The following is a 21,841-nucleotide window of genomic DNA, read 5'->3' on the forward strand; positions in this document are numbered from 1 at the left end:
TGGGCCCGGCGGGCCTGACATGATCTGGCTATGACAGACGTGAACGGGCTTTCCATCGCCATCCTCGGCGGCACCGGTGACCAGGGGAAAGGGCTGGCGCGGCGCTTCGCGCTGGCGGGGCACCCGGTGCTGATCGGCTCGCGCAGCGCGCAGCGCGCTCAGGAGGCGGCCGACTCCATCGGCGCCGGCGCGACCGGTGACGAGAACGCCGCCGTCGCCGCCCGTGCCGACATCGTGATCGTGGCGGTGCCGTACGAGGGGCACAAGGCGCTGCTGGAGTCCCTCCGGGGCGAGCTGGCCGGCAAGATCGTCGTTGATTGCGTCAACCCTCTCGGGTTCGACAAGCAGGGCGCCTACGCGCTTCCGGTCGAGGAGGGCAGCGCCGCCCAGCAGGCGGCGGCCGTGCTGCCCGACAGCCGGGTGGTGGCGGCCTTCCACCACGTGTCGGCCGTGCTGCTGATGGACCCGGCGGTGGAGAAGGTCGATCTCGACGTACTGGTGCTGGGCGACGACCGCGAGGCCACCGACCTGGTGCGAGCGCTGGCCGAGGCCATTCCGGGGGTGCGCGGGGTGTACGGCGGGCGGTTGCGCAACGCCCACCAGATCGAGGCGCTGACCGCCAACATCATCTCGATCAACCGCCGCTACAAGGCCCACGCCGGCCTGCGCGTCACCGACATCTGACCGTCGACGAGACTGTCTCCGGCGTGGGCGGGCTCACGAGAATGCGCCGCCACCAGTGATCGGCTCACCAGGCATGGGCGGCCACCGGACACAGGTGATCGAGCACGGGTTCGGCGGGCGTTCGGTGGGTGTTACAGCCAGCCGCCGTCCTCGGCGATCCGGATGGCGTCGATCTTGTTGCGGGCTCCCGTCTTGGTGATCGCCCCGGTCAGGTAGTTGCGTACCGTGCCGGGGGACAGGTGGAGGCGGGTGGCGATCTCCTCGGCCGAGGCGCCTCTGGCCGCCTCCCTGAGCACGGTGGTCTCCCTGGGCGTGAGCGGGCTCTCGCCGTACTCCATGGCCGAGGAGACCAGCTCGGCGTCCAGGACGCGCAGCCCGGCGGCGGAGCGCCGGATCGACTCCGCCAGCCGGTCGCCGGGGGCGTCCTTGACCAGGAACGCCTGGATGCCGGCCGCCAGCGCCCTGCGGACGTGGCCGGGCTGGCCCATGGCGGTGAGCACCAGCACCCGGCACGACGGCAGACGCTCGCGGAGCACGGCGGCGGCGGTGATGCCGTCCACCACGGGCAGATCGATGTCGAGAACGGCCACGTCGGGCCGCACGCGCATCGCCTCGGGGACGATCTCGTCGCCTCGGGTCACCTCCGCGACCACCTCGATGTCGGACTCCAGCCGGAGCAGGGCGGTGAGGGCGGCGCGGATCATGTGCATGTCCTCGGCGAGCAGCACCCTGATCATGAGGCGGCCTCCGCCCGGACGGCCACCTCCATGGCCAGCACGAACCCGCCCTGGCCAGTCCGCGCGGCGGCCGCCATACCGCCCGCCTGGGCGGCCCGCTCGGCCAGGCTGATGATGCCGGTGCCCCATGCTCCGGACCCGCCACTGGAGACGGACGCCCCGCCGGCGTCGGACGCGGTGCCAGTGCCAGGCTCGGCGCCGGACTCAGTTCCGGGGGCGGACGCGGACCCGGAGCCAGGTTTGCCGCCGGATGCGGTCCCGGTGCCGGGGTCGGGTGGGGCGCCGTCGTTGGCGAGTTCGAGGCGTACCGTGTCCTCCTGTAGCGACGTCGTGATCGTGCAGGTCGTGGCCCGGCTGTGGCGCAGGACGTTGGTCACGCCCTCGCGTACGGCCCACGCCAGCGCCTCCTCCGACCGCCTCGGCAGCGTCACGTCGGCGAGGTGCGCCTGGACGCTCACCCCGGACGACTCCAGCAGCGCCACCGCCCGGTCGACCTCGCCCGTCAGCGACATGGCCCGGTAGCCCCTGACCACCTGACGCACGTCCTGGGCCGCCTCTCTGGCCACCTGCACCAGCTCGCCCACCTCGGCGCGGGCGGTGCCTGGGTCGCGGTCGATGAGGCGGCCGGCCAGGTCTCCCTTGAGCGCGATCGCGGTGAGGCTGCGGCCCAGGCCGTCGTGCAGGTCGCGGGAGATGCGCAGCCGTTCCTTCAGTACGGCGGCGTCCGCCAGCTCGGCCCTGGCCTGTTCGAGCTCGGCGGTCACCCGGGTGAACCGGACCAGCGCGTAGATCATGGCGCCGGTCGTGGGCACGGTGACCACGTAGAACAGGGTCACGTGGGCGGCCTGCGGGCCCCACCAGAGCAGCGTGCCCTCGTACAGCATGATCAGCCCGACCGCGGCGCCGCCCCAGCGCAGCGGCAGGTAGACCAGCAGCGTGCCGGCCAGCAGCGGAGTGGTCAGCGCCGACATGCCGCCCGGCAGCAGGAAGTCGGGCAGGTACGTGGCCACCGCCTGCAGCACCACCGTCAAGGGGAAGCCCGGCGGGCGCTCGCCGCGCAGGCCCGCCCGCATGTTGACGTAGTGGGTGGCCACCACGACGAGGAAGACCACGACGGCCAGCACGCCGTAGAGCGCGCCCTGGAGGAAGTAGACCAGGGCGATGATCGTGTACGCGCACGAGACGGCCGTGATGAGCGCGCTCGATAGCCGCCGGGCGGACGAGGAGACCACGACGTCGATTATGACCCCCTACGATCTGCCCCCTACGATCGGCGGGGTTCCCAGCGGAACCACAGCCGGACGGCGGTCAGGCCGGCGAGCGCCCACCCGGCCAGGACGAGGAGCGGCACGAGCAGGTCGCCGGTCCTGATGGCGTCCACCACGGCGGTGGTGGGCAGCAGGTCCAGCACCGGCCGCAGCCAGGAGGGCAGCGGGATGGGGCCCATCGCGCCCGCCGACACTCCGGCCACCAGGAAGACGGGCATGGTGAAGGCGGCGGCCAGCTCAGCGCGCGGGACCACGGCCGTGTACGCGGCGCCGAGCAGCGACAGCACGGCCGAGCCCGCGACCACGACGGCGGCGAAGGCGAGCGGGTCCGGCGGGAACGGCACGTCGGCCGCGAACCGCACCGTGACCGCGCACAGCAGGATCAGCGCCACCGTCTGGGTGGCGGTGCCGGCGATCTGGCCCGCCAGGATCTGGCCGTCCGTCAGCCGGGTCGAGCGCAGCCGCTTGAGCACGAGCTGGTCGCGGCGGCTGGTCAGGGCCACCACGATGTTCATGAACGCGGTGATCGCCAGCAGGATCGCGATCGTGCTCTGGAAGATCGCCGTGGCGTTGGCGGCGCCGTCACGGGTGACGTGGCGCATGAGCACGGGCATGCCCACGGCCAGGCCGACCGGCGTGATGACCGAGCCGAACAACATGGACTTGTCCCGCCAGAACAGGCGCGTGCCGAGACGGTAGGTGGCGGCCAGGCTCATCGTGCGTCCTCCGCGAATCGCGAGTTCTCACCGGATCGTGCGTTCTCGCCGGCTCGTGCGTCCTCCGCAAAGCGCGCCTCCGTGGATCGTGCGGTCGGCGCGTGCTCCAGGAAGAGGTCCTCCAGGGTGGCGGCGCGGACCTCCAGGCCCTCCAGCCGCAGCCCGCGCTCGGCCGCCCAGGTGAGCAGCGTCTGCGCGGCCAGGTCGGGGTCGGCGGCCCGGCACACGGCCAGCCCGTCCGCCACGGTGGCCGGCAGCGGCAGCTCATCCGTCCCGACGTGCGCCGGCAGCCGGAAGGCCACCCGCCCACCCCTGGCCGCGAGCGTCTCGGCCATACCGCCGGAGGCCACGATCCGGCCCTCGTCCATGATCGCCATGGCGGACGCCAGGCGCTGCGCCTCCTCCAGGTAGTGCGTGGTGAGCAGGATCGTGGTGCCGTTCGCGGCCAGGTCGCGGATGACGGTCCAGGTGGCGGCGCGGGCCTGCGGGTCCATGCCGGTGGTCGGCTCGTCCAGGAACAGGACGTCGGGGCGGCCCAGCAGGGCCAGCGCCAGGTCGAGCCGGCGCTTCTCGCCGCCGGACAGCTGCCGCACCCGGGTGCGCGCCCGCGCCGTCAGGCCCGCCAGCTCCAGCGCCTCGTCCCGGGGCCGGGGCGCGTCGGTGAAGCCGCGCCAGGCGTCGACGGTCTGCGCGACGGTCAGCTCGGGGAAGAAGCCGGCCTCCTGCAGCATGATGCCGGTACGCGGGCGTACGGCGGCCCGCTCGGCGTACGGGTCGTGACCCAGCACCCGCACGCTCCCGCCCCCGGCCCGCTGGAAGCCCGCCAGCACCTCGATCGTGGTGGTCTTGCCCGCGCCGTTCCGCCCGAGCAGGGCGAAGACCTCGCCCTCGCCCACCTCGAACGAGACGCCCCGCACCACCTCGAATCCCTGATGGCTCTTACGGAGCCCGTTCACTTCGATGGCTGTCATGCGCACCACTGTCGCCGGGCCCCGTCGCCCGCGACAGTGAAGAATTCACGACTTCCTGGACAGCTTGAGCAGCGCGTCCGTCACGCCCTCGGGATCGACGATCTGGTGCAGGTGCAGCCCGGGCAGGCGGGTCACCGGCCAGCCCCGCCGGGCCGCCTCCTCCGCCGCCGCGTCGTAAGGGGGCCCGAACCACAGGAACGAACACCTGACCTCGTCCCAGCCGGCCGGCACCGGGATCGCCTGCATGTAGTAGTCGAGCGGCAGCCTGGGCTGCTCCGCCGCGACCCGGATGCGGACGGCGGGGTCGGGCAGCATGGCCACCACGTCCTCCTCGTCCCACCAGTCGGTCCAGCGGGGCAGCACGCCGTCGGGACCGGCCAGGTCGCGCAGGAACGGCAGGAACTCCTCCTCGGCCGTCCTGACCAGCCCCTGCCTGGGCGGGACGTGCGCGTCGGCGAACACGCAGGCCACCACCCGATCGCCCAGCCCCTCCTTGATCGCGGGCAGGAAGAACCCGGCGTTGCTGTGCACGGCCAGCACCACGGGGGTGTCGGGGGTGGCGGCACGCACGGTCTCCACCACCCTGGGCCAGTAGGGTGCGCCTCCCGCCGAGACTCCGGTCAGGTCGGGCACCACGGCCGCGTGCCCGCGGCGCTCCAGCGACTCGGCCACGGGAGCCCACGTCGAGGGCCCGACGGAGGGGCTGTGCACGAGTACGAACGTCGTCTGCATCATCCCACCCTGTCAGACGATGAGGGCACACCGAGATGGGGTGTGCCCCGCCCCGTCGTACGAGGCCCAGGCCAGGGCCAGGTTGTTCACCGCTCGCGAAAGCTCCTCCTCGGGGAACAGGTAGTGCAGCCGGAGGCGGTCGGTGTGCCCGCCCAGCGGGTCGAACGACCGGCCGGCCGCGACGGCGACCCCGTGCCGCAGCGCGACCTGGGCGAAGGAGTCGGCGTCGCCGCGCGGGAGGCGTACCCAGAGGGTCTGGCCGCCGAGCGCGGGCTCGAACGTCCAGGACGGCAGGCGAGTCCGCAGCTCGGCGCACAGGTGCTCGTGCCGCGCGCGCAGCGTGCGGATCCGCGCGGAGCGCACCTCGTCCAGCCGGAGCAGCAGCACGGCGGCGGCGAACTGGCTGACGACCTCGCCCCCGAGGTCGTGCACCGCGCGCAGCCTGGCCAGCCGCGAGACCAGGGGCGCCGCTGCGCGGATCCACCCGACCCGCAGCCCGCCCCACACCAGCTTGCTCAGCGAGCCGACCGTGATCACCTGCTCGCCCCGGCCGAACGACGCCACCGGCGCGGGTGTCTCCTCGGCGAAGCACAGCTCGGCGCAGACCTCGTCCTCGATCAGCGGCACGTCGTGCGCGGCGGCCAGGTCGGCCAGCCGCCTGCGGGACGGGGTGTCCATGACGGCGCCGTCCGGATTGCGGGCCGTGGGGACGAAGTAGGCCAGAGCGGGACGCTCGCGTACGTCCTCGATGCCCGCCGCGGGCCGGACGGCCGCCGCCGCGTGCCGGAACACCTCCAGCGCCCCCGGGTAGGTCGGTGTCTCGGCCAGCACCGTGTCACCCGGCGCCAGCAGCAGTGAGGCGAGCAGCGTGAGCGCCTGCTGCGCCCCCGTCGTCACGATGATCTCCTCGGGCGAGGTCGGTACGCCCCTGCCGGTGTAGTACGCGGCCAGCGCCGCGCGCAGCGCCGGGTCGCCGGCCGGCTGGTAGCCCATGTCGCGCAGCCCGGCCAGGCGCTCCGCGGCCTCGGCGTACGCCTCGGACAGCGCCGGCGGCGGATCCTGCGGGGCGGCGCACGTCAGCAGCTGTACGCCGTCAGGCGGGTGCAGGATGTGCTGCAGCAGCGGATTGGCCGCCACCCCGTCGGCCGTCCTCGTGGCGGGCAGGTCGAGCGCGGCCACCCTGGTGCCGCTGCCCTGGCGGCGCACGACGCGGCTCTCCTGCTGCAGCAGGTCGTACGCGGCCACCACCGTCCCCCGGCCCACCGCCAGCCGCCTGGCCAGCACCCGGTCCGGCGGCAGCGGCTGGCCCGGATGCAGTACGCCGTCGTCGATCAGCGCCCGCAGACCGGCTGCGAGCAGCAGGTACAGTGGGCCGCGCCCCGACGCCCATCGGCCCAGCGCATCGACCAGATCATCGAGATTGGCCCCATTCATGGACCAATTCTGCCGTATTGGCTCTGACGCGACATACTCCGGCAAGGAATCCTGGTGACATGAGCGAACTCCGCCCCGACACGAAGGCCGTGCACGTCCCGACGCCGCCCATCGACGGCAGCCGTCCGATCACCATGCCCATCTACCAGACCTCCGGGTTCGTCTTCGACGACCCCGCCGTGATGGCCGCGTCGATGGGACGCCCCGACGGATCGTACGTGTACGGGCGCTACAGCAACCCGACCGTGCGCTCGCTGGAGCTGGCCGTGGCCGGGCTGGAGGGCGGGACCAGCGCCATCGCCACCGGATCGGGCATGGGGGCGATCAACGTCGTCCTGCTCGGGCTGCTGCGGCCGGGCGACCACCTGGTGGCCCAGCGCTCCCTGTACGGCGGCACGGCCACGATGATCAACGAGCTGGCCGAGCGGTTCGGGATCGCCGTCTCCTACGTGCCGGAGAACGACCCCGCCGCCCTGCGCGCCGCCGTCCGCCCGGAGACGAAGCTCGTCTACCTGGAGACGATCAGCAACCCGATGACGCTGGTCGCCGACCTGCCCGCGATGTGCGAGGCCGCCCGCGAGCTCGGCATTCTGTCCGTGGTGGACAACACGTTCGCCACGCCGCTGCTGTGCCGGCCGTTCGAGCACGGCGCGGACATCGTCGTGCACTCCACCACCAAATACCTGTCCGGCCACACCGACGTGGTGGGCGGCATCGCGGTCTTCGCCGACCAGGAGCTCTACGAGCAGTCGTGGCGCTTCGCGATCGAGCTCGGCGCTTCGGCCGACCCGTTCGCGGCCTGGCTGACGCTGCGCGGGCTGCAGACGCTCGCGCTGCGCATGGACCGCCACTGCTCCAACGCCGAACTCCTGGCCACCCGCCTGGCCGAGCACCCCGCCGTGGCCGCCGTGCACTGGCCGGGGCTGGAGTCCCATCCGTCGTACGAGCTGGCGGGCAAGCTGCTGCCCGGCTTCGGCGGGGTGTTCTCGTTCGACCTGGCCGGCGGGCGGGCGGCGGGGGAGAAGTTCATGAGCTCCGTACGGCTGGCGCTGCTCGCGCCCTCGCTCGGCGGCGTCGAGACGCTCATCCTGCACCCCGCGACCACCTCGCACCGCTCGCTGAGCCCCGACGAGCTGCGGCGCAGCGGCATCGGGGAGGGCACGGTACGCATCTCCGTCGGCATCGAGCATCCCGAGGACCTGTGGGCCGACGTGGCCCAGGCTCTGGCATAGCCTCGCACCATGTGCGCTGTTACTCATGAGGACGTTCTGGCGGCGGCCGCCAGGATCGGCGGTCACGTGCTCCGCACGCCGGTCATCGAGATCGCCGACGGGTTGTGGCTGAAGCTGGAGCTGCTCCAGCACTCGGGCTCGTTCAAGGTGCGCGGGGCGTTCAACCGCATGCTGTCCGCCGGCGAGCTGCCGGAGAGCGGGGTGATCGCCGCCAGCGGCGGCAACCACGGGCTGGCGGTGGCCTTCGCGGCGCGGGCGCTCGGGGCGCGGGCCGAGATCTTCGTGCCCGAGGTGACCAGCCCGGTGAAGGTGGCGGGCCTGGCGGCGCTGGGGGCGCACATCACCCAGACCGGCGCCATCTACGCGGAGGCCGCCGAGGCCGCCGCCAAGCGGGCCGCCGAGAGCGGCGCCCTCATGGTGCACGCCTACGACCAGCCCGAGGTGGTGGCCGGGCAGGGCACCACCGGGCTGGAGCTCATGGAGCAGACCGGCGGCGTGGACACGGTGCTGGCGGCGGTCGGAGGCGGCGGCTTCGCGGCCGGCATCACGGTCGGCACGTCGGCCGGGGCCGGGATCGGCGGAGCGTCCGGGGCCGCGATCGGTGCGGCGTCCGGCGGCGCGGACGGTGCGGCGTCCGGCGGCGCGGAGGGCAGGGGAGACGGCGGCGGGCCGCGGATCGTGGCGGTCGAGCCCGAGCGGATCCCGACCCTGCACGCGGCGCGCCGGGCGGGCGAGCCGGTGCCGGTGGAGGTCAGCGGCGTGGCGGCCGACGCGCTGGGCGCCTCCAGGATCGGCGGGCTGGCGTTCGAGATCCTGTCCGGCGACCGGGTGGAGAGCGTCCTCGTGACGGACGAGGCGATCGTTGGGGCCCGGCGTACCCTCTGGGAGCGGCACCGGGTGGTGGCCGAGCACTCAGGTGCCGCCGCCTACGCGGCCCTGCTGTCGGGCGTCTACACCCCGGCGCCCGGAGAACGGGTGGCCGTGGTGGTGTGCGGCTCCAACACCGACCCCGCCACCCTCGTCACGGATTGACCCTCCCACCCTCGCCACGGACCGACCCTCCACCCTCACCGCGGACTGATCCTCCGCCATCCTCGCCACGGACCAACCCCGCCACCCTCGCCACGGACGGCCCCCGCCGGTCGGCCGGCGCGGGAGCGGGCCGGCCGTGTGCGGGACGGGTCGGGTGCGGGGCGGGGCCGGTCGTGCGCGCGGAGACAGGCCGGGGGTGCGCGCAGGGAGACCGGTGGGTGGTGGCCGGTGGGAGGCCGGCCACCACGTGCGGTCAGCTGTAGGTGTGTTCGGGTGCGGGGAACGCCCCGCACGTCACGTCGTCGGCGAAGGCGCGTACCGCGCGGTCCATCTCCTCCGCCAGCCCCGAGTACCGCTTGACGAACCTGGCCGGCCGCGGCGTGAGCCCCATCAGGTCCTGCCACACCAGCACCTGCGCGTCCGTAGCGGCCCCTGCCCCGATGCCGATCGTCGGGATCGCCAGGGACGTCGTCACCCGCTGGGCCAGGTCGGCCGGCACGCACTCCAGCACCACGCTGAACGCCCCGGCCCGCTCCAGGTCCTTGGCGTCCGACATGAGCTCGTCGCCGGACTGCCCGCGCCCCTGAACGCGGTAGCCGCCCATGACGTTGACCGACTGCGGGGTCAGCCCGAGGTGCGCCATCACCGGCACGCCGGCCGACACCAGCGCCTCCACCTGCGGCAGGACCCGGCGGCCGCCCTCCAGCTTGACCGCGTGGGCGCCCGCCTCCTTCATGAAGCGGGCCGCCGACTCCAGCGCCTGCGCCGGCGAGGCCTGGTAGGAGCCGAACGGCAGGTCGGCGACCACGAGGGCGCGCGACGAGCCGCGTACGACCGCCGCCGTCAGGGGCAGCAGGTCGTCGACCGTGACCGGCAGCGTGGAGTCGTAGCCGTAGACGACCATCGCCGCGGAGTCGCCCACCAGCAGCACCGGGATGCCCGCCGCGTCGAACACCCTCGCCGTCATCGCGTCGTAGGCGGTGAGCATCGGCCACCGCTCTCCGCGCTCCTTGGCGGCGGCGAGGTCGCGGACGGTGACGCGGCGTCCGGCCGCGCCGCCGTACAGCGTCGACGTCGTCGAAGAAGTCGTTGAAGTTGAAGAGGACATGAGTAACCCTCCAGAACCGTCTCGAGGCGCCCCAGCGGCGTCCCCGGACTCATTCCGATGATGTCACGCGGGCTCCCGGCCGAAAACCGGTGGCGAAACTGTCGGTGCCTCTTGCCAGAATTGGTGCGGAGGTAACAAACACCATGGCTCTCGCCCCTTACCGGCGCCTGTTCAAGATCCCCGGCGTCCCCACGTTGCTCCTGGTGGGGCTGCTTGCCCGCGTGCCGGCCACGGCCACGGGCATGGCGCTGACCCTGCACGTGGCCGAGGTGATGGGTCTTCGCTACGGCCCGGCGGGGGTGGTCGCCATGGCCAGCACGATCGGCATGGCCATCGGCTCGCCGCTGGCGGGCAGATTCGTCGACAGACACGGCCTTCGTCCCGTCCTGGCGGTCACCACGGTGGCGCAGGCGGCCTTCTGGTCGTGCGCGTGGGCGCTGCCGTTCCCCGCCCTGGTGGTGGCGGCGGCGCTGGCCGGGCTGCTGGGGCTGCCGGTGTTCAGCGTGACCAGGCAGTGCCTGGCCGCCATCGTGCCGGTCGAGCAGCGGCGCACCGGGTTCGCGCTCGACTCGATCATGGTCGAGCTGTCCTACATGGCCGGGCCCGCGCTCGCCGTCGCGGGCATCACGACGCTCGGCAGCGGCGTGACGATGACGGTCATCGGCGCCGGCATGTCCGTGGCCGGCCTGGGGCTGATCGTGCTCAACCCGCCCATCCGCTCGGCCGAGGAGCTGGTGGCGGAGGCCGAGGGCGGCAGGGCGCGGGTGTCGCGCCGCCAGTGGCTCACCCCGGCCTTCGTGGCGCTGCTCGGCACGGCGGCCGCGGCCACGTTCGTGCTCACCGCGACCGAGCTGTCCCTGGTCGCCACCATGAACCAGGCGAGCCAGACCGCGTGGGTGGGGCTGGCCGTGGCCATCTGGTGCGTCTTCTCGCTCATCGGTGGTTTCGTGTACGGCGGCCTGTCCAGAGGACTGTCACCCCTGACCCTGATCGCCGCGATGGGCCTGGCGACCGTTCCCGTGGCGCTGGTCGGGGGCGGATGGCACTGGCTGATCCTGGCGCTGCTGCCCGCCGGGCTGCTCTGCGCGCCGTCCCTGTCCGCCACGGTCGACGTGCTCACCCGATGGGTGCCCAGCGAGGCGAGGGGCGAGGCGATGGGCTTCCACGGCACCGCCCTGCTGATCGGCGGTGCGGCCTCGGCGCCCATCGCGGGCGTCGTCATCGACGGGATGGGGCCGCAGTGGGCGTTCGTGGTGGCCGGGCTGGCGGGCGTGGCCATGGTGCTGGCCGCGCTCCCGTTCTGGCGCCGCCGCCCGGCGCCGGCCACCGTCATGGCCCCGCCGGCTGCGGCCGCCGACGCGGTTGATGTGGCGGAAGCGGCTGAGCCAACGTCGGCGGTCCCGGCCGCTGAAGCGGTCGCGGCGAGCGCACCGGTGCCGTCGCCGCGCGACTGACCGTCGCCGGGCCTGTCCCGGGGTGCTCGTGCGTCGAGTGATGAAGGTGTGGTCAACGTCACCCGAGAGTTGAGACGGCTTTCGGGGCTGTTGGTGTTGCAGCACAGTGTGGCGCGGCGTGACCCTGTCTGAGCTGCGCCGAGGCCGGTCACGCTGAAGACCCGCGGGTGGGCCTCAGACGTGGCAGGCGCCGTTCAGGGGGCGTTCCATCCCTCGTGGGAGTCGGCCGTACGCCGACCCGCAGGACCAAGAGAAGTGCCCCTGACCTGGGCGGACACAGGCTCACCTCAGGCGTCGGGCCCTGGACGGCGAGAGTTTACCCAGGGTTTACGAAACGGGACCGTTGCGTATCGGAATAGCTTGCGATACGGTGACGTTGCGAAACTTAGACGTATCGAAATTAAGGACTCTCCATGGAAGTGAACACGGGGCATCCACGCCGATGGGGGATCCTCGGCGTGCTGGTGTTCAGCCTGCTGGCGGTCGTCCTGGACAACACGATCCTCAACGTCGCGATGAAGACCATCGCCGACAAGACGGTCGGTCTGGGCGCCACGCAGAGCGAGCTGGAATGGGCGATCAACTCCTACACACTGGTGTTCGCCGGATTGTTGTTCACGTTCGGGGTGATCGGTGACAGGACCGGACGCAAGCGCATGTTGTTCATCGGCATGGCGCTGTTCGGGCTGGCCTCACTGGCCAGTGCCTACTCCCAGGATCCGATGCAGCTGATCCTGGCCAGGGCGGCGATGGGCATCGGCGGCGCGGCGATCATGCCGGCCACGCTGGCGATCATCTCGAACGTCTTCCCGCCCGCCGAGCGGGGCAAGGCGATCGGGGTGTGGGCCGGTGGCGTCGGGATCGCGGTGGCCATCGGGCCGATCACCGGCGGGCTGCTGATCGAGCACTTCTGGTGGGGCTCGGTCTTCCTGGTGAACGTGCCGATCGTGGTGATCAGCATGATCCTCATCGCGACCATCGTGCCCGAATCCCGCGACCCGAAGCCGTCCAGGCTCGACCCGGTCGGCGTGGTGCTGTCGATCATCGGTCTGGTGGCCGTCGTGTACGGCATCATCCGCGGCGGCGAGCTGGCCACCGTGGCCAGCGCCGAGGTGCTGGTGCCCACGCTGTTCGGGCTGGCGGTGCTGGGCGTGTTCGTCTGGTGGGAGCGGCGCATCGACCACCCGGTCTTCGACGTGCGCAGCTTCGTCGACGCCCGGTTCAGCACGGCCATCGGCCTCATGGGCATCATGTTCTTCGCGATGATGGGCGGGATGTTCTTCCTCACGTTCTACCTGCAGATCGTGCTGGGGTTCACGCCGATCCAGGCGGGCGCGCTGATGATCCCGTTCGCCGCGGCTCAGCTGATCTTCGCCCCGCTCAGCCAGCGGGTGAACGAGCGCTTCGGCGCCAAGCTGTCGGCCGGCGTCAGCATGGGCGTGGTGACACTGGTGCTGGCCAGCTACGCGTTCCTGGACCAGAACACGCCCGTCCTGCTGATCGAGGTCATCTTCTTCGTCCAGGGCGCCGCGATGGCCAACATCATGCCGCCCGCCACCACCGCCATCATGGAGTCGCTGCCCAGGGAGAAGGCCGGCGTCGGCTCGGCGATGAGCAACACCGTCCGCCAGGTGTCCGGGGCGCTCGGCGTGGCCGTGCTCGGCTCGGTGCTGTCGTCCAGCTACCGGGGCGGCATCGCGCCCGCGCTGGACGGGCTGCCCGCGGGCGTCCAGCACGCGGCCGGCGAGTCGATCATGGCGACGATGGGCGTCGTGGATCAGCTCGGCGAGCGGGGCCAGGCGCTGGTCCAGCCCGCGTTCCACGCCTTCATCGAAGGCATGCACATCACGGCGGCGGTCTCGGCGGTGATCGCGCTGATCGGGCTCGCCGTGGTCGTGCGGTGGATGCCCGGCAAGCCACGCGCCGCCAAGCACGCCGAGCGGCGGGAACCGGCGCTGTCGTCCTCCTCCGGGTGAGGGGACGCACGGGCCGATGCGGCGATCAGTCGCTCACGAGGGAGGCGGACGCGCGGGAGGCGCGCCGCCTCCCCATGTCGGACCACAGCGCTCGCGCGCTGTAGATGTATGGTGAGGCCGCGATGTCGATCCAGGAATCCGCGAGTGCCCGCCCGGCGGGCCGTCCGCGCAGCGAGAAGGCCGAGAAGGCGATCATCGAGGCGACCCTCGACCTGATCGCCGAGGGCATGGGCGTGTCCGAGCTGACCATCGAGGCGATCGCGTCGAAGGCGGGCGTCGGCAAGACCACGATCTACCGGCGCTGGTCCAACAAGGAGGACCTGATCGTGGACGCCCTGGCCACGCTCAGGGCGCCGATACCGGAGCTGCCCGGCGAATCCGTACGCGACGACCTGATCAGCCTGCTCGAAGCGATGCGCAAGGAGTCGGGCGACACGCGCGGCCGGTGCGTGATGAACATCGCGATGAGCGACGCCGACCGCTATCCCCGGCTGATGGAACGCTTCCTCAAGCGTGCCGTCGAGCCGCGCCGGCAGGCGATGCGCGCCGTGATCGAGCGCGGCGTCACCACCGGCGAGCTCAAGCCGGAGCTCGACGTCGACATGGGCATGGCGCTCATCTCCGGCGCCATGCTGTGGCACACCAAGTGGGGCCCGGCCGGCGACCTCCCGCCCGACCTGCCCCAGCGCGTCGTGGACGCGGCTCTGGCCGGAATGGCGCCCTGAGGCGTCACTCCTCCTGTCGCAGGTAGAAGTCCGGCTTGGCGAGGAAGCGCCTCCAGTGATCGACCAGCTGGAGGTCTTCCCAGGCGGTCGTACGCATGCCGTGCTCGCCGAGTTCGATGATCTGCGCGCCCGGCAGACCGGTCAGGATCGGTGAATGGGTGGCACAGATGATCTGCCCGCCCTCGTCCGCGACCCGCTGCATCAGGCCGGCCAGGCGTACGCAGGACAGAAATGACAGTGCGGCTTCCGGCTCGTCCATCAGATAAAGCCCCGGCCCCGACACCATGCGTTCGAGAACGGTGAAGAACCCTTCGCCGTGGGACTGCTCCGTCAGATCCTCATCCCAGAAGCCGGGCCTGCCGGAGACGTTCTGCCCGAGGTTGAACAGCGTTTCTGCGCGGAAGAAGAATGCGCGCCGCTTGAGCCGGGGACCATGCAGCAGCCATGTTCCCGAAGCGGTGAGATCGGCGTCGAGAACCTCGCCCAGCGGGGTCATCGGCCCGGTGCTGGCGTACTTGGTACCGGCCTTACCGCCGGCGGAATTGATGCCGGCCACGTCGGCGATCGCTTCCATGATGGTGGACTTGCCCGAGCCGTTCTCTCCGACGAAGAAGGTGACCCGGGCGGTCAGCTCAAGACCTCGCTCCGCCAGCCGGCGAACAGGAGGCAGGGCAGCGGGCCAGTCCTCAGGAAGCTGACGGGCGGTCAGGTGGGTGAGCAGCATGGTCGGTATCTTCCTGCGGGCTCGATCAACCGGACAGAGCGATGTCGGAGGGGAGCAACTGCTCGGTGAGCAGGCGGCGGACCCGCTCGGGGCCGGCCGTCCAGGGCCGCAGCAGCTCCCATCCGTGGAAATACCCGAAAATATACGGACTCGCCGGGGACGGCGTCAGCAGCTTGGCCGCCAGCGCCGCCTCGTTGTCGTCGTAGATCGCCCATTTTTTCAGGTACGCCGACAACTCCGGCATGCCCCGCCCTTCGGCCGCCAGGAACGCCGCGTTGCCCCACACGCCCCACAGCACGTTCCTGGCGTGGTGGACGGCGGCGAAGTCGCTTCCGTCCGGCCGGATCCCAGCCCTGGGCAGGATGTTCGCGTTCAGCCACTCCTGGGCCTCGTCCCCGGGGAACAGCAGCTCCTCGGCGAGCAGCCCGAGCCCCTCGCTGAGCACGAACGCCGGCGAGAGCATGAACCGCACCGGCATGTGCCGCTCCTTCAGCATCGACTCGGCGATGTGCCCGGGATGGCCCTCATGGGCCACGAGATAGAGCAGGTCGGCCAGATTGAAGGGGATCGCCCTGTTGACGTGGATCGTGGACTTCAGGCCGCCCTCGTACTCGCCCGCCCCGTGGAAGGCCACGCCCCCCACCAGCCGGCACTCCACCACCTCGCCCGGCGGCAGGGGGATGATCGCGTTCGTCCTGGCCCGGGTCTCGTCCACCGCCAGGGCCACCAGCTCCGGCAGCCGTTCGATCGGCTCCAGCGTGTGGGCTTGCCGCCAGGCCCGCAGCCGCCCGGCCAGCGAACCGGAGCCCTTCGGCAGGGCCCGGTCCAGCTCGGCGTGCGCCTGCTCGAACAGCTCCTCCGGCACCCACCGGGGCGTCAGGCCCAGGCACTCCCGCCCGTACTCGGCGAGTGGCGGCCGGTCGCCGTCCAGGTAGCGGGCCACGGCGCGCAGGGCGCGTACCTGGGCGGCCAGAAAGGGCGTCGGGGCGCTCTCCAGCAGCCGTTCCGCCTCCTCCGCCAGCGCGCCCGGCGCGGGGGGCGGCTCGGCGGACGCCTGCTCGCTCCACTCGGCGGGGCCGCGGTAGATGAGCATCGTGCCGCCGGAACCGCCGCTCATCAGGCGATCGACGCGCAAGGCCAGCATCGCGTGGTCCTGGTCCCAGTTCATGAGTTCTCCTTCCGCCTTGATGGGGCAAGCTAGCCGTACGGTTTTCCGTACAGTGCACGGCTTGTGTTTTGGGGAGGGATCGGTGCCGGAGACCATCTGGTTCCGCGACGAGGGGCCGCCGCGCCGGCCCCGGTTGTCGCGCGAGCGCATCGTCGCGGCCGCCGTCGCGCACCTCGACGCCGAGGGCGTCGGCGGGTTCTCCATGCGCGGCCTCGCGGCGCGCCTCAAAGCGGGGACGATGTCGCTGTACGAGTACGTCCAGAGCAAGGAGGACGTGCTGGACCTGGCCCTCGACGAGGTGATCGGCGAGATCGCCGAACCGGTCGGGCCGCTCCCGTGGCGGGACCTGCTGACCCGGCAGCTCACCCAGAGCCGCGCCGTCATGCGCCGCCACCCCTGGGTACCCGCCCTCACCGCCACCCGCCCGCTGCTGGGCCCGAACGCGCTGGCCCGCTCCCGCCTGTTCTACGGCGCGCTGGCCGGCGCCGGGGTGGCCGGGCCCGAGCTCACCGCCGCCGTGGGGACGCTGACGTCGTACGTGAACGGGTTCGTCGCCGCGGAGAACACCTGGTGGGCCACGGTCCGAACGCCCGCGGCCGACGCCGAGCTGCGGGCCAGGGTGGCCGGGCTCCTTCGGGGGCGGATGTCCGAGTACGCCGGGCAGACGCGGGTGGACGAGGCGGAGAACGCGGACTTCGACCGGCAGTTCGCGCTCGGCCTCGACATCATCCTGGACGGCATCGCCGCCCGGCTACGACCTGAGACGCCGGCCCCTGAGACGCCGGCCCTTGAGGACCCCGGGCCTGAGATGCCGGCCCCTGAGGACCCCAGGTCTGAGACGCGACTGTTGTGACCTTCGTCCCGAAGACCCCGGCAAGGTTGAGCAGTTCGGGGCCGGCTGCCTTTGCCGCGATCGTGCAGGTCAGGCGTCGGACGGGTCGCGCAGGGCGAGGGCCTCGGCGTCGGTCAGCCCCTTGCGCGCGGCCACTCGCCGGCGCGCCCGTACCTGCGCACTCGTACGAGGACGGAACTTGGGCTGCTGCCCGCACCCGCACGGCTCGAACCCCTCGTACCGCAGCCCGGCCCCCAGCACGGCGGCCACGGCCCGCCACCCGCGCCCGTCGCCCCGGCGCGGCGCGGCGAAGTCATGACCGGCGAACAGCATCGGCTTGCGGCAGCGGACACAACGGCTCGCCTCCGCACGCCACGGCTGCTTGCAGCTTCGGCGGCAGGGGACGCACACATAGTGGACCTTGTAGTGGACCTCCGCGTAGGTGCACATGTGAGCCAGGCTACCGGCCGGACGATCACGACCGCAGGCTGTTTTCGCCGCGGAGCCGGTTCGACGCCGGCTCGGAGCGGGGATCGGCGTTGTCGCGCAAGGCGGAGGTGATCATGCTGTCGAGCGCCTCCTGGGACGTCCGCAGCCGGTCGATCTCGGCGGCGATGCGCTGCTGCTCATGCCGTAGGTCGGTGACCATCCCGGGACAGCCGGTCGGGACCATCCGTTCGCTGTCGTCGTCGTGCACGCAGTCCAGCAGGCGGGCGATGACGGCGGTCGGCAGGCCGGCGGCGAGCATCGCGCGGATGTGGCGCACGCCGGCCACGTCCGTCTCCGCGTACTCGCGGTAGCCGTTGGGCAGCCGCCGGGGCCGCAGCAGCCCCTGCTCCTCGTAGTAGCGCAACAGCCGCCTGCTCACCCCGGTCTCGCGCGCCAGGTCGCCGATCTTCATGCGTTCGCCTTGACCTTCACATCGATGTGACGCCTTACCGTCCCGACTGTCAGTCGCAACAACGTCAAGGAGGAGATCGATGCCGGGAGCGGTCATCATCGGGGCGGGTCCAGGGATCGGGCGGTCCGTCGCCCGCCGGTTCGCGAAGGAGGGACTGCGGGTGGCCCTCGTCTCGCGTACCGGCAGCACCCTCGACCTGGAGGGGGCGCTCGCGTACCGGGCCGACAGCACGAACGAGGACGAACTGCGCGCCGCACTCGACGCGGCGGCACAGGAGCTCGGGACGCCGGACGTCGTGGTCTACAACGCCGCGATCATCCGCCGCGACTCGCCCGGGGAGGTGAGCGCCCGCGTGCAGCTCGACGCCTGGGCGGTCAACGTGGTCGGCGCGCTCGTCACGGCCGCGCACGTGGCCCCCGCGATGGCCGCACGGGGCAGCGGCACGTTCATCGTGACGGGCGGCATGCCCGAACCCAAGGCGGGGTACGTCAGCCTGTCCCTCGGCAAGGCCGGCGTGCGGACACTGGTGGCGCTGCTGGACGAGGAGTACGGGCCCGCCGGCGTCCACGCGGCCAGCGTCACCGTCGCCGGCCCTGTCGCCCCCGGCACGGACTTCGACCCTGACGACATCGCCGAGCACTATTGGCGCCTGCACACCCAGCCGCGGGAACGGTGGGAACGAGAGGCCCTCCACGCCGGCACCGCATAGGAACGGAACGCCTCACTCGGGGGACGTTCGGTAGCTCGTGTGGGGGATGGTTTCGGGCGATTCGCCGGTTCGCCCACTGAACGATTGGTTTCCTACGGGGGGTCGGAGTCGGTCTGGCAGGGTGGCGGTCCGAGGGAGTTGGTCCGGTACCTGGGGGAGTTGAGCCGAGGGTCTGGGGTGAGTCGGTCCGAGGGGTTCTGGGTGAGTCGTTGTAAGTAGTTCGGAGGATCATTCGAGCGGCTTCTGCGGCCGGTGGTGGTGTCAGGCGGTGAGTTTCCAGAACCAGCCGAGGGGACGCAGGGCCAGGCGTTGTGCCACCCGTTGTGAGGAGTGGTTGTCCGCGCTCGTGCTGTAGAACAACCGGATGCCGGGCAGCATCCCCGCCCATACTGCGGTGGTGGCGGCGGCGTAGCCTCGGCCTCGGTACGCGGGTGCGGTCCAGGTGCCGGCTTCGGCTCCGGCCGGGGTCAGGCGGGCGGTGTGGCAGAGGGCCGCCACCTCGCCGTTCTCGACGATCATCGCCCAGGGTGCGCCCTCGCCGCCGCCGGCGAGTTCGTCCCACTCGTCGGGGTCCCAGCCCTCGGCCCGTAGCGGGCGTACGAGGGCGGCGTGCGCGGGCTCGTCCGATCTGAGCACGTCGACGGGGACGTCGTAGCGGATGGGTGGCGTCACCAGGTAGCTCGGCCCGCCGGACACGGTCACACTGTCGCCGCCCAGCAAGGCCCGGCAAGCCTCCAGCACGTCAGGCACCGCTCCGAAGGCAGCCCCGGAGGTTGTCTTGGATGTTGTCTCGGTGACTGTCTCGGGTGGTGTTGCCAGGGCTGTTTCGGACGCCGCCTTGCCGGGCGGCTGGGGTGTCGGCGTGGTGGCGAGGGTGAGGAGGGCCTGGGCGAGAGGGGTGGGGAGCGTGTGGGAGACGGCGGCGATCAGGCCGTCGGCTGTCATGCCGATCACCATGGACTCCGGGCCGGGGAGACGGCCCTGCTCGTCGAGTCGCCAGATGACGCCCAGCTCGATCTGGAGCAGGGCGGTGCCTGACGGGTCGACGGTTGTTGGAGTCGTTGGTACGCCGGTCATCTGGTCAGCTCAGGGAACCTGGGGCGGCGATCAGGGTGAAGGGGATGGTGGCGGCCACTCTGCCGTTGACGATCACGTCGAGCTCTCGGGCGCCGGGTGGCTCGTCGCGGGTGGTGACCGGGCGGAAGGAGTGGCTCTTGCGTACGGTGAACGTCTCGCCGGGGCCGGTCGCCTCTCGCTGGCCCAGGTGGAAGACGCGGCGGGAGCCCGTCCGTCTGACGGCGTATTTCAGCAGGACCGGGCCGGCCGCGCCCGCTGTGACCGTGACGGTGAAGGCCAGTTTTCCGCCGACGGGTACGGTGTCGGTCTCCAGGGCCAGTCCCTCGACCGCGCCGCTGCCCGGTGTGGCGCCCACCAGGGTCAGTGCCTCGGGGTGGCCGGAGCGCAGTAGCCCGCGTACGGCGTGGCGGAGGACCTTCTCCACGTGGGAGCCGCCGTCGGAACGCCAGCGGGCCAGCAGCCGGATCGCCGCCTCCGGATGGTCTTTGGCCAGGTCGTTGACGTGGTTGGCGACCGAGCGGCGCACGTATTCGCTCGGGTCGTCGCGCAATCGGTCGAGCAGGGGCAGGGTCGGGCCCGGCGTCATCAGCCAGCCGACCCGCCCGGCCCAGGGCAGCCTCGGACGTGAGCCCTCGGAGGCCAGGCGTCTCAGGTGCTCGTCCGGTGACTCCGCCCAGTGGTACATGATCTTCAACGCGTCGTCGCGGTAGCGCTCCAGATAGGGGCGTACGGCGAACTCGCCCGTGGCGTAAGGGGTCAGCACGGACAGCGTGTCCATCGCCTCGTGCAGGTGGTCGAGGCCCCTGCCCGCCGTGTGCTCGGTGACCGGCCAGCCGCTCCACATGTCCAGCGTCAGCCCCGACCGGACGCACTCGCGGATCAGCTCGGCGGCCTGCGGATAGGGGAGCGGCAGCGCGTCGTGGAGCTCGGCGGCGACGTGGGCGACGCGTGCCTTGAGCTCCAGCCCGTCGAGGCCGGCCAGGGACTGCTCGACGAACCGGTCACGGGGGAAGCGGCCCCAGGCCGCGGTCAGCCCGTCGGCCAGCACCGACACGGACTGGAGGTTGATCATTTCCTTCAGAGGTTGAGCCACGCGGCTACTGTGCCAGGCCCCACCGACAATTCATGGCGCCACCAATTCGTTCATGGCTCCCACCGTGACCGGCAAACTGCCGCCGTCTTGTCGCCGGTGATCGTCAGGTGCTGCTTCGTCGGCATCGCTTCATCGCCGTCGTTCGCTGGGCCTCGTTCGCCGGGAGTCGGTCACGCGTCGTCGCGCAGGCGGGTGAAGTAGTCCTGCATGGACGGGTAGTAGGCGTCGAAGCCGGGAGTGGGGGAGCCGTCGCGGGAGGCGACGAGCAGGTCCAGGTAGTACTCCCAGCCGGGGCCGATGTCGCCGATCCCGTCCTCCGACTCCAGGTGCTGGACGAAACGCAGCTCGGTCACGCCGTCCGTCTCGGTCAGCAGCAGTTCGAGGTGCCAGGCGCCGGACTCGTCGAGCGAGGAGATCGCCAGCCGGCGCGGCGGCTCGCACGCGTCGATGCGCATGTCGTACCAGGGCGTCTGCTCCTCGAAACGCAGCTGCACCTTGATCGTGTTGCCGGGCGCCGCGTCGCCCTCCCAGGGGCCGAACCAGCGGGCCGTGCGGTCGGACTCGGTGATGCTGGCCCACACGTCTTCTGCGGGCGCGCGGAAGGTCCGGGTGAGGACGAGGTCGCTGCCTTCCTCCGTGCGGAACAGCCTGCCTGTGGGGATGGGGCTCGGGCTCATGCCGAATGTTCCTCTCTGCTGCTTGGACTGCTGGTTTGGGTGGTGTCGCGGCGTTCGCGGCGCGTCCTGTAGACCTCGGTCTCCAGCGCGTCGAAGCGGTGCTCCCAGCCGGACGGGCGCACGAACGCCGCCAGCCAGGCGATGAGCTCGGTGAACTGCTCCGGGTCGAGCGTGTAGAAGCGCTGCCTGCCGACGAGCTCGTCGCGTACCAGGCCGCTCTCCCGCAGCACCCGCAGGTGGCGGCTCACGGCGGGTCTGCTGATCGCGAACTGCCCGGCGAGCTCGCCTGCTGTCAGCCGTCCGTCTCTGAGCAGTACGAGGATCCGCCGCCGCACCGGATCCGCGATCGCCCCTGCCACCTCGTCCACCCGGAAAGCGTAACTTACTGGTTACGCGTTTCGCCAGAGGGCTGCCCGCAGTCGTGCATCCAGTCGCGGCATGCCGCAGTGCGAGGTGGGCGCGGTTGTCTGAGGGGACGTCCGCGCCCGCGTGTGCCGCACCGGCGACGGTTCCCGTGCCATCGCCGGTTCGGCACCGGCGTCGGCTCAGCACCGTTCCCGGTTCGGCACCGGCGTCGGTTCGGCACCGGCG

Annotated in this window: 23 protein-coding genes; 8 read left to right on the plus strand and 15 right to left on the minus strand. The window is 71.8% G+C overall.

Annotated features, from left to right (window positions below; translation table 11 throughout):
- Positions 1-30 precede the first annotated feature (30 nt).
- Positions 31-684 carry an NADPH-dependent F420 reductase gene (gene npdG / locus AB0C28_RS24885; RefSeq protein WP_358077776.1) on the plus strand — a complete coding sequence of 218 codons (654 nt, stop codon included), beginning with the start codon at positions 31-33 and terminating at the stop codon, positions 682-684.
- Positions 685-815: 131 nt separating this feature from the next.
- Here the strand turns inward: npdG and AB0C28_RS24890 are convergent, their stop codons facing one another.
- Genes AB0C28_RS24890 through AB0C28_RS24915 form a run of 6 tightly spaced genes read right to left on the minus strand, consistent with a single transcriptional unit; the run spans position 816 to position 6,542 of the window.
- On the minus strand, positions 816-1,421 hold the full coding sequence (locus AB0C28_RS24890; protein WP_358077778.1) for a response regulator transcription factor: 606 nt from the start codon (positions 1,419-1,421) through the stop codon (positions 816-818).
- Positions 1,418-2,653 (minus strand): histidine kinase, encoded by a 1,236-nt coding sequence (locus AB0C28_RS24895; RefSeq protein ID WP_358077780.1) that lies wholly within the window; start codon positions 2,651-2,653, stop codon positions 1,418-1,420. Before AB0C28_RS24895 ends, AB0C28_RS24890 begins: the two co-directional genes overlap by 4 nt.
- Before the next feature lie 32 nt (positions 2,654-2,685).
- Positions 2,686-3,405, minus strand: coding sequence for an ABC transporter permease (locus AB0C28_RS24900; RefSeq protein WP_358077783.1), 720 nt, complete (start codon positions 3,403-3,405; stop codon positions 2,686-2,688).
- Positions 3,402-4,376 carry an ABC transporter ATP-binding protein gene (locus AB0C28_RS24905; RefSeq protein WP_358077786.1) on the minus strand — a complete coding sequence of 325 codons (975 nt, stop codon included), beginning with the start codon at positions 4,374-4,376 and terminating at the stop codon, positions 3,402-3,404. Before AB0C28_RS24905 ends, AB0C28_RS24900 begins: the two co-directional genes overlap by 4 nt.
- Before the next feature lie 45 nt (positions 4,377-4,421).
- Positions 4,422-5,111, minus strand: a complete 690-nt coding sequence (locus tag AB0C28_RS24910; protein ID WP_358077788.1) for an alpha/beta hydrolase — start codon at positions 5,109-5,111, stop codon at positions 4,422-4,424.
- 9 nt (positions 5,112-5,120) lie between these two features.
- Entirely contained in the window at positions 5,121-6,542 is a 1,422-nt protein-coding gene (locus AB0C28_RS24915) for a PLP-dependent aminotransferase family protein (protein ID WP_358077791.1), read from the minus strand.
- Positions 6,543-6,601: 59 nt separating this feature from the next.
- On the opposite strand from AB0C28_RS24915, the gene AB0C28_RS24920 reads away from it, so the two are divergent.
- Both AB0C28_RS24920 and AB0C28_RS24925 read left to right on the plus strand, forming a co-directional pair.
- A complete protein-coding gene (locus tag AB0C28_RS24920) occupies positions 6,602-7,774 on the plus strand; it encodes an aminotransferase class I/II-fold pyridoxal phosphate-dependent enzyme (RefSeq protein WP_358077793.1) in 1,173 nt (390 codons plus the stop codon).
- 9 nt (positions 7,775-7,783) lie between these two features.
- Positions 7,784-8,806 carry a threonine/serine dehydratase gene (locus tag AB0C28_RS24925; protein ID WP_358077797.1) on the plus strand — a complete coding sequence of 341 codons (1,023 nt, stop codon included), beginning with the start codon at positions 7,784-7,786 and terminating at the stop codon, positions 8,804-8,806.
- Positions 8,807-9,059: 253 nt separating this feature from the next.
- On the opposite strand, the gene panB is transcribed toward AB0C28_RS24925, so the two are convergent.
- On the minus strand, positions 9,060-9,914 hold the full coding sequence (gene panB / locus AB0C28_RS24930) for a 3-methyl-2-oxobutanoate hydroxymethyltransferase (protein WP_358077799.1): 855 nt from the start codon (positions 9,912-9,914) through the stop codon (positions 9,060-9,062).
- 143 nt (positions 9,915-10,057) lie between these two features.
- Between panB and AB0C28_RS24935 the strand changes: the two genes are divergently transcribed.
- The 3 genes from AB0C28_RS24935 (at position 10,058) to AB0C28_RS24945 (ending at position 14,069) form a co-directional block, all read left to right on the plus strand.
- Positions 10,058-11,368: an MFS transporter gene (locus AB0C28_RS24935; RefSeq protein ID WP_357851660.1), complete on the plus strand. Its 1,311-nt coding sequence runs from the start codon at positions 10,058-10,060 to the stop codon at positions 11,366-11,368.
- A gap of 413 nt (positions 11,369-11,781) precedes the next feature.
- Complete coding sequence (locus AB0C28_RS24940) at positions 11,782-13,344, plus strand: MFS transporter (RefSeq protein ID WP_357851663.1); 1,563 nt, start codon at positions 11,782-11,784, stop codon at positions 13,342-13,344.
- Positions 13,345-13,466: 122 nt separating this feature from the next.
- Complete coding sequence (locus AB0C28_RS24945) at positions 13,467-14,069, plus strand: TetR/AcrR family transcriptional regulator (RefSeq protein WP_357851666.1); 603 nt, start codon at positions 13,467-13,469, stop codon at positions 14,067-14,069.
- 4 nt (positions 14,070-14,073) lie between these two features.
- Here the strand turns inward: AB0C28_RS24945 and AB0C28_RS24950 are convergent, their stop codons facing one another.
- Both AB0C28_RS24950 and AB0C28_RS24955 read right to left on the minus strand, forming a co-directional pair.
- Entirely contained in the window at positions 14,074-14,793 is a 720-nt protein-coding gene (locus AB0C28_RS24950; protein ID WP_358077802.1) for an AAA family ATPase, read from the minus strand.
- A gap of 25 nt (positions 14,794-14,818) precedes the next feature.
- A complete protein-coding gene (locus tag AB0C28_RS24955) occupies positions 14,819-15,961 on the minus strand; it encodes a hypothetical protein (RefSeq protein WP_358077805.1) in 1,143 nt (380 codons plus the stop codon).
- Between the two features lie 82 nt (positions 15,962-16,043).
- Here AB0C28_RS24955 and AB0C28_RS24960 point away from each other — a divergent pair, with 82 nt between their 5' ends.
- Positions 16,044-16,814, plus strand: a complete 771-nt coding sequence (locus AB0C28_RS24960; protein ID WP_358077808.1) for a TetR/AcrR family transcriptional regulator C-terminal domain-containing protein — start codon at positions 16,044-16,046, stop codon at positions 16,812-16,814.
- A gap of 69 nt (positions 16,815-16,883) precedes the next feature.
- Here AB0C28_RS24960 and AB0C28_RS24965 read toward each other — a convergent pair whose 3' ends face one another.
- Complete coding sequence (locus AB0C28_RS24965; RefSeq protein ID WP_358077811.1) at positions 16,884-17,243, minus strand: hypothetical protein; 360 nt, start codon at positions 17,241-17,243, stop codon at positions 16,884-16,886.
- Between the two features lie 25 nt (positions 17,244-17,268).
- Positions 17,269-17,694: a MerR family transcriptional regulator gene (locus AB0C28_RS24970; RefSeq protein ID WP_358077814.1), complete on the minus strand. Its 426-nt coding sequence runs from the start codon at positions 17,692-17,694 to the stop codon at positions 17,269-17,271.
- 79 nt (positions 17,695-17,773) lie between these two features.
- Here AB0C28_RS24970 and AB0C28_RS24975 point away from each other — a divergent pair, with 79 nt between their 5' ends.
- On the plus strand, positions 17,774-18,403 hold the full coding sequence (locus AB0C28_RS24975; protein WP_357851684.1) for an SDR family NAD(P)-dependent oxidoreductase: 630 nt from the start codon (positions 17,774-17,776) through the stop codon (positions 18,401-18,403).
- A gap of 261 nt (positions 18,404-18,664) precedes the next feature.
- On the opposite strand, the gene AB0C28_RS24980 is transcribed toward AB0C28_RS24975, so the two are convergent.
- The 4 genes from AB0C28_RS24980 to AB0C28_RS24995 form a co-directional block, all read right to left on the minus strand.
- Complete coding sequence (locus AB0C28_RS24980; RefSeq protein WP_358077817.1) at positions 18,665-19,480, minus strand: GNAT family N-acetyltransferase; 816 nt, start codon at positions 19,478-19,480, stop codon at positions 18,665-18,667.
- Between the two features lie 4 nt (positions 19,481-19,484).
- The gene (locus AB0C28_RS24985; RefSeq protein ID WP_358077819.1) at positions 19,485-20,573 is read right to left on the minus strand and encodes a DNA alkylation repair protein; all 1,089 of its coding nucleotides are present in this window, start codon (positions 20,571-20,573) and stop codon (positions 19,485-19,487) included.
- 170 nt (positions 20,574-20,743) lie between these two features.
- Entirely contained in the window at positions 20,744-21,250 is a 507-nt protein-coding gene (locus tag AB0C28_RS24990; RefSeq protein WP_357851692.1) for an SRPBCC family protein, read from the minus strand.
- Entirely contained in the window at positions 21,247-21,618 is a 372-nt protein-coding gene (locus AB0C28_RS24995; RefSeq protein WP_357851695.1) for a metalloregulator ArsR/SmtB family transcription factor, read from the minus strand. Before AB0C28_RS24995 ends, AB0C28_RS24990 begins: the two co-directional genes overlap by 4 nt.
- Positions 21,619-21,841 lie beyond the last annotated feature (223 nt).

It is taken from the genome of Nonomuraea sp. NPDC048892, from assembly GCF_040649735.1.
GTDB classification, from domain to species: Bacteria; Actinomycetota; Actinomycetes; order Streptosporangiales; family Streptosporangiaceae; genus Nonomuraea; species Nonomuraea maheshkhaliensis.